9 protein-coding genes, 2 tRNA genes, 2 rRNA genes and 1 pseudogene are annotated in these 14885 nt (G+C 40.1%); 7 read left to right on the forward strand and 7 right to left on the reverse strand.

Going from position 1 to position 14885, the window contains the following annotated elements:
- Positions 1 to 641: 641 nt before the first annotated feature.
- From TERY_RS09525 to TERY_RS09550, 6 genes are all read left to right on the forward strand, one after another.
- Positions 642 to 2129, forward strand: a 16S ribosomal RNA gene (locus TERY_RS09525).
- Between the two features lie 130 nt (positions 2130 to 2259).
- A tRNA-Ile gene (locus TERY_RS09530) sits at positions 2260 to 2333 on the forward strand.
- Positions 2334 to 2347: 14 nt separating this feature from the next.
- Positions 2348 to 2420, forward strand: a tRNA-Ala gene (locus TERY_RS09535).
- A gap of 178 nt (positions 2421 to 2598) precedes the next feature.
- A 23S ribosomal RNA gene (locus tag TERY_RS09540) occupies positions 2599 to 5479 on the forward strand.
- The 16S and 23S rRNA genes sit together here with 2 tRNA genes alongside, the layout of an rRNA operon.
- Positions 5480 to 5864: 385 nt before the next feature.
- The gene (locus TERY_RS09545; RefSeq protein ID WP_011611634.1) at positions 5865 to 6212 is read left to right on the forward strand and encodes a hypothetical protein; all 348 of its coding nucleotides are present in this window, start codon (positions 5865 to 5867) and stop codon (positions 6210 to 6212) included.
- Positions 6213 to 6264: 52 nt separating this feature from the next.
- Complete coding sequence (locus TERY_RS09550) at positions 6265 to 6930, forward strand: hypothetical protein (protein WP_011611635.1); 666 nt, start codon at positions 6265 to 6267, stop codon at positions 6928 to 6930.
- 395 nt (positions 6931 to 7325) lie between these two features.
- Here TERY_RS09550 and TERY_RS26265 read toward each other — a convergent pair.
- The 3 genes and pseudogenes from TERY_RS26265 to TERY_RS09565 form a co-directional block, all read right to left on the reverse strand.
- Positions 7326 to 8279 (reverse strand): annotated as a pseudogene (locus tag TERY_RS26265) (IS5 family transposase).
- A gap of 1129 nt (positions 8280 to 9408) precedes the next feature.
- Complete coding sequence (locus TERY_RS09560; RefSeq protein WP_011611637.1) at positions 9409 to 9657, reverse strand: hypothetical protein; 249 nt, start codon at positions 9655 to 9657, stop codon at positions 9409 to 9411.
- Positions 9658 to 10226: 569 nt separating this feature from the next.
- Complete coding sequence (locus TERY_RS09565; RefSeq protein WP_044136661.1) at positions 10227 to 11405, reverse strand: NAD(P)/FAD-dependent oxidoreductase; 1179 nt, start codon at positions 11403 to 11405, stop codon at positions 10227 to 10229.
- An 82-nt stretch (positions 11406 to 11487) separates the two neighbouring features.
- Between TERY_RS09565 and TERY_RS25105 the strand changes: the two genes are divergently transcribed.
- Complete coding sequence (locus TERY_RS25105; RefSeq protein ID WP_011611639.1) at positions 11488 to 12069, forward strand: hypothetical protein; 582 nt, start codon at positions 11488 to 11490, stop codon at positions 12067 to 12069.
- 80 nt (positions 12070 to 12149) lie between these two features.
- On the opposite strand, the gene TERY_RS27730 is transcribed toward TERY_RS25105, so the two are convergent.
- The 4 genes from TERY_RS27730 to ntcA form a co-directional block, all read right to left on the reverse strand.
- Positions 12150 to 12344, reverse strand: a complete 195-nt coding sequence (locus tag TERY_RS27730; protein ID WP_196797263.1) for a pentapeptide repeat-containing protein — start codon at positions 12342 to 12344, stop codon at positions 12150 to 12152.
- Positions 12345 to 12684: 340 nt separating this feature from the next.
- Positions 12685 to 13086, reverse strand: coding sequence for a pre-16S rRNA-processing nuclease YqgF (locus TERY_RS09575; RefSeq protein ID WP_011611640.1), 402 nt, complete (start codon positions 13084 to 13086; stop codon positions 12685 to 12687).
- A 79-nt stretch (positions 13087 to 13165) separates the two neighbouring features.
- Complete coding sequence (locus TERY_RS09580) at positions 13166 to 13759, reverse strand: DUF3084 domain-containing protein (protein ID WP_011611641.1); 594 nt, start codon at positions 13757 to 13759, stop codon at positions 13166 to 13168.
- A gap of 220 nt (positions 13760 to 13979) precedes the next feature.
- The gene (ntcA, locus tag TERY_RS09585) at positions 13980 to 14651 is read right to left on the reverse strand and encodes a global nitrogen regulator NtcA (protein WP_063823337.1); all 672 of its coding nucleotides are present in this window, start codon (positions 14649 to 14651) and stop codon (positions 13980 to 13982) included.
- Between the last annotated feature and the right edge of the window lie 234 nt (positions 14652 to 14885).

Below are 14885 nucleotides of genomic sequence, written 5' to 3' on the forward strand. Positions count from 1 at the left end.
ATTATATAAAGATAGTATCTGTCTCAAAAAAAACCAGGAAGTAGAATTGAGCTGAATTTACGAAGAAGATACACTATATGTGTTGCGTCAGCGTAAGTCCTGTATTTTTTTTTAGCGTTTCTAGTCCAAGTAGATTATGCCATCTGAGAAAATATTTTTTTTAAATCACCTTGATCATTATTCCAGTAATATTAATAGGCAGCAATATTTTCCTCATAATTTTTTTTCATAAAATTAGTATAAATTTTGAGATAAAAAAAATAGGCATTATTGGCTGAATTTATAGGTCAATATATTTTTTTTGTAAGATCTTAAAGGCCTGAAAAGTCTGCCAAATAGTCAATACAGCCTATATTACTTTAGTAAAAATATCTATTTCCCGAAAAAAAATGAGAAAAGGGGTTGACAGTTCCTGATAGAGTTGCTACCTTAGTAAATGCGCAGGTGAGAGAGACAAAAACCTCAATCCAACGCCTGAACCTAGAAAACTTCATAGTTTGAAAGTTGAAAAGCACTATTATTTATAGTCCTTGTTATAAAAATAATTAACCAGAGTTTAGAAGTAAAATTCTGAATTCAAAGATACAAAAAAAACCTCTTAGTCAATAGACAAAGAGAAAAAACAGAGAATCAAACCAAACATCATGGAGAGTTTGATCCTGGCTCAGGATGAACGCTGGCGGTCTGCTTAACACATGCAAGTCGAACGGACTCTTCGGAGTTAGTGGCGGACGGGTGAGTAACGCGTGAGAATCTGCCTTCAGGTCTGGGACAACAGAAGGAAACTTCTGCTAATCCCGGATGAGCCTTAGGGTAAAAGATAAATTGCCTGGAGATGAGCTCGCGTCTGATTAGCTAGTTGGTGTGGTAAAAGCATACCAAGGCAACGATCAGTAGCTGGTCTGAGAGGATGAGCAGCCACACTGGGACTGAGACACGGCCCAGACTCCTACGGGAGGCAGCAGTGGGGAATTTTCCGCAATGGGCGAAAGCCTGACGGAGCAAGACCGCGTGGGGGAGGAAGGCTCTAGGGTTGTAAACCCCTTTTCTTTGGGAAGAAGATCTGACGGTACCAAAGGAATCAGCCTCGGCTAACTCCGTGCCAGCAGCCGCGGTAATACGGAGGAGGCAAGCGTTATCCGGAATGATTGGGCGTAAAGCGTCCGTAGATGGCCATGTAAGTCTGCTGTCAAAACCCAGGGCTCAACTCTGGTCAGGCAGTGGAAACTACAAAGCTAGAGTTTGGTAGGGGCAAAGGGAATTCCCGGTGTAGCGGTGAAATGCGTAGATATCGGGAAGAACATCGGTGGCGAAAGCGCTTTGCTAGACCAAAACTGACATTGAGGGACGAAAGCTAGGGGAGCGAATGGGATTAGATACCCCAGTAGTCCTAGCCGTAAACGATGGATACTAGGTGTTGCCTGTATCGACCCAGGCAGTGCCGTAGCTAACGCGTTAAGTATCCCGCCTGGGGAGTACGCACGCAAGTGTGAAACTCAAAGGAATTGACGGGGGCCCGCACAAGCGGTGGAGTATGTGGTTTAATTCGATGCAACGCGAAGAACCTTACCAGGACTTGACATGTCGCGAATCTAATGGAAACATGAGAGTGCCTTCGGGAGCGCGAACACAGGTGGTGCATGGCTGTCGTCAGCTCGTGTCGTGAGATGTTGGGTTAAGTCCCGCAACGAGCGCAACCCTCGTCTTTAGTTGCCATCATTAAGTTGGGCACTCTGAAGAGACTGCCGGTGACAAACCGGAGGAAGGTGGGGATGACGTCAAGTCAGCATGCCCCTTACGTCCTGGGCTACACACGTACTACAATGGTTGGGACAGAGGGTAGCGAACCCGAGAGGGGAAGCCAATCCCCAAAACCCAGTCTCAGTTCAGATTGCAGGCTGCAACTCGCCTGCATGAAGGAGGAATCGCTAGTAATCGCAGGTCAGCATACTGCGGTGAATCCGTTCCCGGGCCTTGTACACACCGCCCGTCACACCATGGAAGTTGGCCACGCCCGAAGTCATTACTCTAACCCGAAAGGGAGGGGGATGCCGAAGGTAGGGCTGATGACTGGGGTGAAGTCGTAACAAGGTAGCCGTACCGGAAGGTGTGGCTGGATCACCTCCTTTAAAGGGAGACCAACCGGATCAATACAGTAAGATTAAAAATAGTGTTGTGAAGGTCAAACCCTGGTCGAGCAAGGATAAATAAAAAAAGTAGTAAAGTAAACTTTCAAACTAGAGTTAAGGTTCGATAAATGGGCTATTAGCTCAGGTGGTTAGAGCGCACCCCTGATAAGGGTGAGGTCCCTGGTTCAAGTCCAGGATAGCCCACCTAAGAAGGGTAAGGGGGTATAGCTCAGTTGGTAGAGCGCTGCCTTTGCAAGGCAGAAGTCAGCGGTTCGAGTCCGCTTACCTCCAGGAATAAAAAAGGTAGAAATCAGCAACAAGACCTGAATAAAGCAAGTCATGCTGCTGGTATTCTTAAATACCAGTAAGAACCTTGAAAACTGCATAGTCAAAAAAAGTCAAAGTAACTGAACCAGAGGTTAAGTAAAACCTTAAAAAAAACCTAGTTCAGGTGTAGAAAGAAAAAAGTGGTCAAGTTATAAAGGGCTGACGGTGGATACCTAGGTACACAGAGGCGAAGAAGGACGTGGTTACCTACGAAAAGTTCCGGGGAGTTGGAAGCAAGCATTGAGCCGGAAATATCCGAATGGGGCAACCCAAAAACGACAGGCTGAATATATAGGCCTGCACGAGCGAACCCAGCCAACTGAAACATCTTAGTAGCTGGAGGAAGAGAAAGCAAAAGCGATTTCCAATGTAGCGGTGAGCGAAATGGAAACAGCCTAAACCATGTGTAATTACATGTGGGGTAGTGGGACAACCATTAGGAATAGAATAAAGTTAGATGAAACAGCGGAATACTGTACCAGAGAAGGTGAAAGTCCTGTAGTCAAAAACTAAATTTGATTCCGGTTGTATCCCGAGTAGCATGGGGCACGTGAAATCCCGTGTGAATCAGCGAGGACCACCTCGTAAGGCTAAATACTCCTGTGTGACCGATAGTGAACCAGTACCGCGAGGGAAAGGTGAAAAGAACCCCGGAAGGGGAGTGAAATAGAATATGAAACCGTCAGCTTACAAGCAATGGGAGCTCGATTTAACGAGTGACCGTGTGCCTGTTGAAGCATGAGCCGGCGAGTTATAGGCTGTGGCTGGTTAAGACCAGAAAGGTTGAAGCCAAAGAGAAAGCGAGTCTGAAGAGGGCGTAAAGTCACAGTTTATAGACCCGAACCCGGGTGATCTAACCATGTCCAGGATGAAGCTTGGGTAACACCAAGTGAAGGTCCGAACCGACCGATGTTGAAAAATCGGCGGATGAGGTGTGGTTAGGGGTGAAATGCCAATCGAACCCGGAGCTAGCTGGTTCTCCCCGAAATGTGTTGAGGCGCAGCGGTAAGAGAAAAAGTCTGGGGGTAAAGCACTGTTTCGGTGCGGGCTGCGAGAGCGGTACCAAATCGAGACAAACTCAGAATACCAGATGGAAATCTTACCAGTGAGACGGTGGGGGATAAGCTTCATCGTCGAAAGGGAAACAGCCCAGACCACCAGCTAAGGTCCCCAAATTATCACTAAGTGAGAAAGGAGGTTGGAGTGCATAGACAACCAGGAGGTTGGCTTAGAAGCAGCCACCCTTAAAAGAGTGCGTAATAGCTCACTGGTCAAGGACTCTGGCGCCGAAAATGAACGGGGCTAAGTGATATACCGAAGCTGTGGAATACTAAAAGTATTGGTAGGGGAGCGTTCCGTATTAGTACGAAGCAGTAGCGAAAGCAGTTGTGGACGAAACGGAAGTGAGAATGTCGGCTTGAGTAGCGAAAATATGTGTGAGAATCACATACCCCGAAACCCTAAGGGTTCCTCCGGACGGCTCGTCCGCGGAGGGTGAGTCAGGACCTAAGGCGAGGCCAAAAGGCGTAGTCGATGGACAACGGGTAAAAATTCCCGTACCGTAAATAGTTGGTGCAGAGGGACGGAGAAGGCGTGAGCTAGCCGGAAGATGGTTACCGGTGTAAGCGTTCAAGGTGTTGCGGAATGGAGAAAACGTTCCAAGCTGAGGCGTGAGTCCGAGCACCTAAGGGTGCGAAGTAGTATCTGTCATGCTTCCTAGAAAAGCTCTAAACACCATAAACTATTAACGCCTGTACCCGAAACCGACACAGGTAGGGTAGTTGAGAATACTAAGGGGCGCGAGATAACTCTCTCTAAGGAACTCGGCAAAATGGCCCCGTAACTTCGGGAGAAGGGGTACCAGCGAGAGCTGGTCGCAGTGAAGAGTCCCAGGCGACTGTTTACCAAAAACACAGGTCTCCGCAAAGTCGAAAGACGAAGTATGGGGGCTGACGCCTGCCCAGTGCCGGAAGGTTAAGGAAGTCGGTCAGCGAAAGTGAAGCTGGCGACCGAAGCCCCGGTGAACGGCGGCCGTAACTATAACGGTCCTAAGGTAGCGAAATTCCTTGTCGGGTAAGTTCCGACCCGCACGAAAGGCGTAACGATCTGGGAGCTGTCTCAGAGAGAGACTCGGCGAAATAGAAATGTCTGTGAAGATACGGACTACCTGCACCCGGACAGAAAGACCCTATGAAGCTTTACTGTAGCCTGGAATTGTGTTCGGGCTTCTCTTGCGCAGGATAGGTGGGAGGCGATGAATAGTCCCTTGTGGGGGTCTAGGAGCCATCGGTGAGATACCACTCTAGAGAGGCTAGAATTCTAACTTAGAGCCGTATCCGGCCTAAAGACAGTTTCAGGGGGGCAGTTTGACTGGGGCGGTCGCCTCCTAAAAGGTAACGGAGGCGCGCAAAGGTTCCCTCAGGCTAGTTGGAAATTAGCCGAAGAGTGTAAAGGCAAAAGGGAGCTTGACTGTAAGAGAGACAACTCAAGCAGGGTGGAAACACGGCCTTAGTGATCCGACGGTACTGAGTGGAAAGGCCGTCGCTCAACGGATAAAAGTTACTCTAGGGATAACAGGCTGATCTCCCCCAAGAGTTCACATCGACGGGGAGGTTTGGCACCTCGATGTCGGCTCATCGCAACCTGGGGCGGAAGTACGTCCCAAGGGTTGGGCTGTTCGCCCATTAAAGCGGTACGTGAGCTGGGTTCAGAACGTCGTGAGACAGTTCGGTCCATATCCGGTGTAGGCGTAAGAGTATTGAGAGGAGTCCTCCCTAGTACGAGAGGACCGGGAGGAACGCACCGCTAGTGTACCTGTTATCGTGCCAACGGTAAACGCAGGGTAGCCAAGTGCGGAGTGGATAACCGCTGAAAGCATCTAAGTGGGAAGCCCACCTCAAGATGAGTACTCTCACTACGTTAGGTAGGTAAGGTCACGGGAAGACGACCCGTTAATAGGTGTTAGGTGGAAGTGCAGTAATGTATGGAGCCTAGACATACTAACAGACCGAGGGCTTGACCTCTAATCTTAATCTTGACTTTTGGCTATGCAGCCTTCATGGTTTCTTTTATCCCTGGTGTCTATGAGGCTATAGAACCACTCTGACTCCATCTCGAACACTGAACAAGCTTGCTCAGGATTGAGGTTATCTTACAACTTCAGAACCTCCTGACGAAATACAACTTATCTTTCATAACTCTGGGAAGATCGACAGATTTCCATCACCTTTTTAGCTAGTTTAGCTTGTATTGAAATAGTCAGTAGCGTTTGTTTTACGGTTAATAGCGGCTCCATCTAATCTCTTAGTTCTCCCCAATACTGCTCCAAGTGGTCATGGGACTCCCCATAATCGCTTTATTTTGTTTGGTACTCAGTGGCTTACATTGCAAAACTACATTACCCAGACCATGCAGTTACCTATTAATGAGGGTAATTGGGATGATAAATATGGCGAGTTCTCTGATATATCCCTAGTAGAAGATACCCTTAAAGCAATGAAGAAGGTCCAGGGGCTTTCAGTTCAGTTTGGGAATCCAACTTCAATTCAAGCCAAGCTTGCTCAGGATGGAGGTTATCTTACAACTTCAGAACCTCCTAGTGAAATTTATGGTCATATTATTTGGTTAGCTAGCCAAATACAAAATGGTGCCAGTACACCAGTACATATAACTATACATTTTTGGCTCTCAAGGATATTTTGCATCCTGGAATGGGGACAAAAGAGGAGCGTGCAGAGTATCTTAGGGAAATTTTAGTTGGTCAAGGTGGACTAGTATCCACTGCCGAAGATATGAAGAAACCGATGCCTTGATTAAGAAACTTGCAGATTTTGATGGCCAGATTACGGATGCCAATAAACAATTGCAAACATACACAGGCCAGCAATCGCAGATTTTGACACTTGCTAACCAGAATGTTGGATCGATTAAAACTACGATTGAGCAATTACGTCGTGAAGCTGATGCAGCGGAGAAAACTTGGAAAGACTATACTATTGCAGCGGTAACAACTTCAATTGGAATAACAGTTCTATCTGGAGGATTGTTGTGGTTTGTTGGCGCGGCAGCAGGCATTGGCCTAGGGATCAAGGCTGATACTCAAAAGGCGAAATACAACGCACTCATCGGTGAAATTGGGACGCAAAATGTGGAACTAAGTAAGAAATCGCGCTTAGTTACCGATCTAACAGGATTAAATACTCAGATTGGAAATGTTGCTCCAGCATTAGCTGATTTCAAAAATCAGCTTCAACAAATTCAAGGGGTTTGGGTAGGAGTGAGTGGGAATTTGCAATATATTGCAACTAACTATGGTGTAGACCAGTTAAGCAGCCTTCCCTGGATTACTCAAGCCATGAAAATAGGTGATGCAACTAAGAAGTGGCAGGAGATTGGAAGAACAACAGAACAATTTATAACCCATTCCTTGGTTAGCTATAACCAGGATACTACTTGGGGTCAACAGATTGCTTAATTGTGTTGAGCTGGTGATATTTCATTAATCTGGGGAGATAGACAAATTTCCATCACCTTTTTAGCCAGTTTAGCCTGTTTTTACTAGAGTTGTTGAGAATTAAGATCAAAAAAATAGCTCAAACCCTTATTAATCAAGCTTTATAGCGTTTTTACTCCTAAGATTATGAAAACCTTATAGAGTCAGGTTTTGATCATTTTCAGTTTTTGTTTCCCAATAACTCTACCAAAGTAATCAGGACTTACGCATGAGGTACGAAAAACTAGGATTTGAGATTGCTTCCCTGTCGGTCGCAATGACGAAAATAGGTTGTACTGCGTAAGTCCTACTAATATTAGGATTAGGCTTTGTTGCATGAAAGTAGTGATCGCCAAAAACTTCCATCAGGAAGTTAACTAGATTTTCACTTTGTGACTTTTGGGTTTACCTGTTTGAATCATACGGTTCAGCATGGCACATTGTATGAACAACTCTACTGCTTGATTTTCGAATTTTCGTCGTCGTAACTGACCTCCAAAGCTCACTTTGAGTCTAAACATTGTGGTTTCTGATAGAGAACGCCGATGGTAACCACTTTCATGCTTCCATTTTTGGCGTCCTACCTTTCTGATTCTTCTGAGGTTTTCATCTCTGGGATGAGGTGGGCATTTGCAGTTGCCGTGTTGACCTATTACTGCATTTTTCCTGGGTGGAATTGTTACTTTTGCTCCTAGTTGGTTAGCTTTCTGGTAACATTTATACTTGTCATAGGCTCCATCTCCTGATACTTGGGCTATTTCCCCATCTACTCCATTTCTCAAGTTCAGAAAATGCTTGTGAATCACTGACATCATTGGTAGTCACTACTCCACTGACAATCTCTCCTGTAGCCTCATTTACTCCTAGGTGTAATTTACCCCATGTACGCCGTTTACTGACACCATGAACTTTTGTTTTCCATTCACCTTCTCCGTAAACTTTCACCCCTGTAGAGTCTACTACTGTACGGAATAGTTTCATTAGTTGGTATAACTGGCAGTTGGATATTCAGTTTGAGCAAGCGACGGGATACAGTGCTATGGTCTGGTACTGGTAAATCTAAGTCCATCAATTGAAATATAGATTCGACAAAACCTTCAGTCTGTCGTCCGGCCAGACCAAACAATGATTGTATAGTGACCATAAATTCAATGGCCGTATTGCTATAGGTATTTGATGCCCCCCTACGTCCAGTTTTTTGTTGATTTACCCACTGCTCTATGACTTCATCATTCAACCAAAATGTGAGGCTCCCTCTCTGTCTTAGGGACGCATCAGACCTACGACCAGTTGCTGAAGAGGTACTTAGACTTGGACTTGGACTTACTCATCTCTACCCTTACTATAGGTTTCTTGTGCCACACGCTTATTGTTACCATATTTTCTATCTTTATACAACAAAGCCTTAACAATAAATTAATTCATATGAGTTTTTTAATAAAACTCAGGACTTACGAAGTACCGCTATATATGGTGCAAAAATTATCATTTTCAAGATATTACCACTATACATAGTGCCGTTGCGTAAGTCCTAAAAACTATCAGGACTTACGCAGGTACGCTATATATAGCGTACTGTCAACTCGGGAATTGTCAATTACTTCAATTAGTTCTTTTCGGATAGATATTACTTTTAATATCTATGAAAATAAGGTTACAAAATATTAAATTTATTTGCTAAAAATGTTTGATTATTAGATAATAATGAGATGATTATTTTAGTTCAAAAATATGAATTTTAATTTTGTTGTAACTCGTCAATATTTACTTAAATCTCACACAAATTTTACAATAACGCTCCTTAGCAAACCATCTGGAAAATATCAGCTATGATACAATAAATCGCTATTTAACCCACCCACACGCACTTCCGGTATGTAGTACAAAAAGATACATGAATTATCATTACTATTTTGAGCCAACAAATTAAACAAATTAATTCTATAGAACACAAAAAATTAGTGGCATGAATATTTTGAGCAAACCAGGGATTTCTTTTGGCAGCAGAACATACAGGAGGAACTACAATCCTGTTGTTCGCATCAGTTAATTTTCTTAGTTCTTCAAGTAATGCGATCGCGAAGCGGACTGGAAGTCTATCGCTTCTTATTATTGTTTCCCAGATAATATTTTTGACAACTCGAGGGTAAACACTCTAAAATTAAGCTCCTTTCTTCTGTGAGATTAACCACTTTTGGCGATTGATTAATTCTCAAGAAATGTACGACTTGAAAGCATTGAAATACCCATCTTAATGTCGAAGTATTTGTTAGTTTTCCTAATTGTACTATTGCTTCTTTTTAAAGTTTTTCTCAGTTCTCTTTGGCCTAGATTATATACTAATAAACACAGTGACATAATAAATAGTATTGTTTCTACTCTTTCTGATTTTCTGACAAAAAACTATCAGCAAAAAATTGTGGCTCAATGATTAATCACCAAACCACGTTCACAACTTTGTTAGTTTTTATAATTCCAGAGTATTTCTGAGCAATGAAGGTCTGAAGACGAATCAATATTTGTAGCTAAAATAAATCGGCCAGCTGCGACAGTCCTTCTTTCTATTTCTGAGCCTCTTGGTTTAATTTCCATTTGATGATGATAGACTATAGACTGTTTATTAATTTCTTTTTCCTTGATTTCTAAAGAGTATAAATCCCATAATTTTGGGTCAAGATTTTCAATTGTTATTTCTTCTATTAAAGACATTTTTTGATACTCAATAAGAATGCAATCATCAGCTTTATGATCTCACTTGAAGTGACTAAAGATCATAAGTAATTATGCTTAATTAAATAGATATTGTCTTGTAGCTTTTTATGCTACGTTTTGAAGTGCGGAATGTGGGATTAAAGACATTTTTTTGATACTCAATAAGGATGGAATCATCAGTTTTATGATCTCACTTGAAGTGACTAAAGACCATAAGTAATTCTACTTAATTAAATAGATATTCTCTTGTAACCTCTTGTAATACAATATGAAGTGCGGAATGTGGGTTATAATACAGCTTGAATAATTCTTCAACACGGTTAGGGGGCGTAGTGCGATCGCTCTGACACCCCAGCATTTCCTATTGAGCGTTTTCTTTTTGTTGAAATATTATTCAGTCCCCGAAGGCAAATTCCTCTCTAAATATAGCTTTCAACTAGCTTGTCACCCCATGAGATCAAATGGACATCTCCTCTAAGAGCTTTTTATCACCCTTACTATTCGTAACATTCTTTTTTCAAAACGGAATTTTAGGTAAGGATCTAGCTATGAGGAGAACTAATTAATTAGAGAAACCGACTGGGAGATAATTGCTGGATAATCTGATCATTTTCCCCAGCTACATAATTAGCAAATCTTTTAGCTAGGGGAGGTACCAGTGTAAATGGACTACTAAAGCCAGAAAAAATATGTATTCCTTCTAAATTAGGAATAGCTCCGATGAGAGGTAAGTCGTCAGCACTGTATGCTACTAAGCAGTGATGCCAGGTTGCTGGTAAATCTTCTAGTGCAGGCAAAACTTTTCCTATTTCTACTCGCATAGTGGCTTCACTTTGAATAGGATCAACTTTAGCGTAGGGGTCAGTGAGTACGCGGGAAATTTGACCTATTCTAATGCTATTATTTTTAAATTGAATTGCACCAGGGTCTAAGCTAAACGGTACAAACTCATGACCAGGTTCATCCCACATTTTCTCGCACTCAACTGTACTTGTAGCAATTTCATAATTTAAACGACTTGTTAGTGCTGGCAAAACGATAGTCTTTAGTTGTAGTTCTACAGGAGGAGTTTCTAGCATTTCAGCATGGGTAAAATAAACACGAGTAGAAATACCTGCTGACTTTAGGAAGTGACGGGAAATTCCTCCTGCACAAATAACAACATTAGCTGTGTGATAAGTTTTGCTTTTAGTGTATACCCCGGTTATCCTTGCATTATCACCAGTTTTAACGAACCCAGTTACCTCTATAATTTCAATTTGACCTCCTAACCTAGTAAATGCTTGGAAATATCCTAGAGTTATGGCTTCTGGAGAAACATGACCTTGACTAACAGTAAAAGCTCCTGCGATCGCCTCTTTGTTTAGTAAGGGTTCCATTTCAAAGGCTTCTTCGACACTTATGAGCCGAGGTAAAATATTATACTTGGAGAAATTAGTAGCTATTTTTCCTGGGTCGTCTTCTGGGGCGATAGTTAGCAATAAATCTAACTCTCGAAACTGAGTATCTGCTTCTAACTCTTCAGATAAACAATGATGGCGTTGTTTTCCCTCCTGAACAAGTTGTTTAATCAAATCCGTATTACCTAACCAGTAGGGTAAACTAGCATAACTATAACGAGTTGCATTGTTTAAAGTAGAATATTTTTCTAATAGGAGTACAGTAAAACCTTTTTTTGCTAATTCATAACTAAGAGCTGCCCCAGTTATACCACCCCCAACTACAATCCAATCGTAATTTTTCATTAGCCTTTTCATCTAAAACTTTTCTGATATGATAGTAGGTATTTAATTAAAAACAAATATTAAATTATTTAACCAAATAATTATGCAGTTGATCCATGAATTGTTCGATATAAATACTAGACTAAACATTGCAATTTGTAGACCTATACTTATATTACTATCAAGCATATTTTGGCCTCTCCTTAGCCAAGCACAATTACCTCGTTTTGATTATCCCATACCTCAATCCCCTTCTCAAGGAAAACAGTCTTCAACGACATCACCATCAAGTCCTCTTCAAAGTAAGTCTTCAGAACAATCAATTATTAATGATTCAACACCTTCTTTACAACTAGAAAGACAATTGCCTCTGAGAATTATCAAACCTGTTAATGGTTTTGTCAATATTAAACTTACAAATAAAACTGCTGCTAAAATTTCTTATGAGGTAATTGGAGATACCACACAACGTCAGTTGTCAGGAAAATCAGAAGTTATTTTAAAGACGTTGAAAGTTCCTATAAATATCACTTTCTACAGAGAGACAGGAGGATTTTTATTTATACAAACACTGTTCACTTCTGAAAAGTGTCTTTTAGAGCTTATTATGACTGAAACTAATGATTTTAATTTAGATAAATCTAGTTTGTTAATAGAGGAAACTGGCAGTTTATTTTTAAATTAGTTATTCCTTAAATACTAATATCTTTTAATTATATTAAATTGATTTTTTAATATACTTATTTAGCACTACTTAAATTTGCTCTAGACAATTTTTATCTTATCTAAAAAATATCCACTAAAATTCGTTTTTGTAAAGTCAGGATAGGTTATTACAGTTTCACCCATTTTGGTAAAGCTGAAATTAGACCTATTTAAAAATGCTTGATTGAATTGAGTTTCTGTGAGACAAGATATACTTAAATTTGATCTTATTAAATTAGTTTTTGATAGTTTCACTCCAATAAGAATTACTCTTCTCAAGCCAGTTACAGTTAAACTCAGGCAACTAAAGTCTTTTTGTATCGCTGGAATAGTTATTGTTCTTTTATGGATCTATAATTTCCTGATTTATATATAAATAGGTTATCTAAATAGTTATGCCAAATTAATTACAGATATAACAATCCTATCTGAAAAGTAAAAGAGATGAGAGGATAGAAGTTACTTATGCTGAAGAGATAAACCAAAAGTAACAGTGATTGGAGCTATTTTTCAAAGAACTAGTAATTTTTTGTAAATGATTTAGGATTGCTATATGTAGCAAAATTTATTGATTCAGTTAAAGTTAAGTGTGATGTTAAAATTCATTAATATTTAAATATCTTTCGATTAAAATAATGGCTACAATATCATCTATTGGTTTGGGCGGGATTCGCATCCCAGGTGGAATGAGACGTACAAATCCTTGAGGGGGATTTATTTGCCAGTAGCGATCGCGAGCTTCTAAACTACTATAGCGTTCATCTATTTTTATTATTGGTATTTTTTCTGAGATAATTTCTGTGAGGTTTTGTTGCCAAATTTTTGATGTGGTTTGATCGCCTATAATAATTAAATTAATGTCAAACTGTTGACTTAGTTTTGTAATTGTTATAGTAATTTTGGCAGAATCTACGACTTGGTTATAATGCAATTGCCTATTTTTATCCATAATTGCAATTCCACATTTATCACGACCAGGGTCAAATCCTAAAATCATGTTTAAAGATTTTTTATTACTGACTAAATTAATGCTATTTCTTGATATTTTTTTATGAATGAAAAATGCTATTATACATTTAGTCTTCTAATATTTTTCGACTATCTATTTCTTGCAATTGCTCAATTTCTTGTTTGAGTGTTTCTTTTTCTTGTATAATATCACTTAGTCTACTTTGAGTTAAATTAAGTTTAGCTTCAATTCTAGTTTTCTCTGCTTGAGCTTGATTTAATTGATTTTGAGCTATTTTTAGTCTAGCCTCTGTTTTAGCTTTTTGGTCTAAAGTTTTCTGAAAAGATTGATTAACTTGATTTAACTCGGAATAAGCTAATCTTAAATCATTTTTTAATATTTGTAATTCATTCTTGATTTTAGTTATTTCTAATTCAGCTTTTGTCAGTTCTTTGCTGGTTTGATTAAGCTTGATTTGGATTTCATCTATTCTAAAAACACCTTTTCTTAACGGTTTGCTTGTTGCAAATAAAGTAGCTAAGGTTAAAGCGGAAAGAATACTGCCAGTGAGCATAGATACTAATGCAGCAGTATAGCGGGGTCTGAGGTTAAATAGTCTTAGTCTTGCTTTACCTACTTTTTTACCTATACGATCACTAATAGTAGCGATTACACTACCTAAAAGTAAAATTGCCAATATTAGGATAATACCCGCGGTCATTAATGCCTGCTGGTAATAGTTTAATTGTAAGGATAGCTTCTGATTCTTGTTTCAGGTCATAAACCCTTATCAAATATGCTTTATGTAAAGTAATCTTGATGACTCAATTGATTGTAGTAGATTTAATCAAAAGTAAGTTACAGCCATTTCTGGCAAGATGTCAGCACTATAAAAAGTTGGATGATTAATATTTTTACAAGTATTTATTTTATTTTTTTAATTAAGTAAATTGCTGACTTAAAGCTACTGGGTTATGTACTGTAATTTTCTTTTTATGAATAGATATCATTTCATCTTGCCTGAGGTCTCCAAGTAGACGAGTAACAGTCACCCTTGTTGACCCAATTGCTTCTGCAATTGCTTGGTGAGATAATTTCAAGTCAATCATAATCCCATCATCTCTAGGAACTCCAAAATCTCGACAAAGGATTAACAAAAAGCTAACCAGTCTAGAACCCATATCTCGGTGTGCCAAGGTTTCAATCATCATTTCTGTCTGTAAAATTCGGGATGATAGTCCACGCAATAGAATAACTGACAGTTCTGGATCTTCTCTTAGAGCTTTTTCTACTTGGTCAATTGGCACTGATATTAACTCTACTGGAGTAAATGCCACTGCATGGTAGAAACGATCTGACTTATGGCCTGTTATTAGAGATAGCACACCAAATACACTATTCTCCCTAAGTAAGGCTACTGTAATTTCGTCTCCTGCTTCATAAACCCTAGATAGCTTTACTGCGCCTTTTATTAAGACGTAGACACGCTCGGCAGGATCTCCTGGAAAAAATATTGTCTTGCTCCGCTCAAAAGTTTCTATCACTGGTGGATATGAGCCACCAGATATATTACGGAAAACAGATGCTAGCGGTCTATCATGCGTCACGAGCAATTTCCTTACACTGCTTCATAAAACTGATCTAAAACTTCACTGGTTATGACATTTAAATTTTGACTTCCTGTTTCTACCAAAGTTGTCGGCAGCACGATATTAACAGGTATCAACGTTCAAGCTAACCGAGTCTCTCAAATTTATACTTGCATTTAGATGGCGACATATAGACAAACCAGACTTTTATTAATCAAAAGTTAAAATATTTAATGGCATATCTATTACATAAGCGCA

It is taken from the genome of Trichodesmium erythraeum IMS101, assembly GCF_000014265.1.
Taxonomy (GTDB): domain Bacteria; phylum Cyanobacteriota; class Cyanobacteriia; order Cyanobacteriales; family Microcoleaceae; genus Trichodesmium; species Trichodesmium erythraeum.

What these genes read in the sequence shown, in the direction of transcription:
- TERY_RS09545 (WP_011611634.1), top strand. Translation starts at nt 5,865, where the DNA reads ATGCAGTTACCTATTAATGAGGGTAATTGGGATGATAAATATGGCGAG.
- TERY_RS09560 (WP_011611637.1), bottom strand. Translation starts at nt 9,657, where the DNA reads ATGTCTTTAATAGAAGAAATAACAATTGAAAATCTTGACCCAAAATTA.
- TERY_RS09565 (WP_044136661.1), bottom strand. Translation starts at nt 11,405, where the DNA reads ATGAAAAATTACGATTGGATTGTAGTTGGGGGTGGTATAACTGGGGCA.
- TERY_RS25105 (WP_011611639.1), top strand. Translation starts at nt 11,488, where the DNA reads ATGCAGTTGATCCATGAATTGTTCGATATAAATACTAGACTAAACATT.
- TERY_RS09575 (WP_011611640.1), bottom strand. Translation starts at nt 13,086, where the DNA reads ATGATTTTAGGATTTGACCCTGGTCGTGATAAATGTGGAATTGCAATT.
- TERY_RS09580 (WP_011611641.1), bottom strand. Translation starts at nt 13,759, where the DNA reads ATGACCGCGGGTATTATCCTAATATTGGCAATTTTACTTTTAGGTAGT.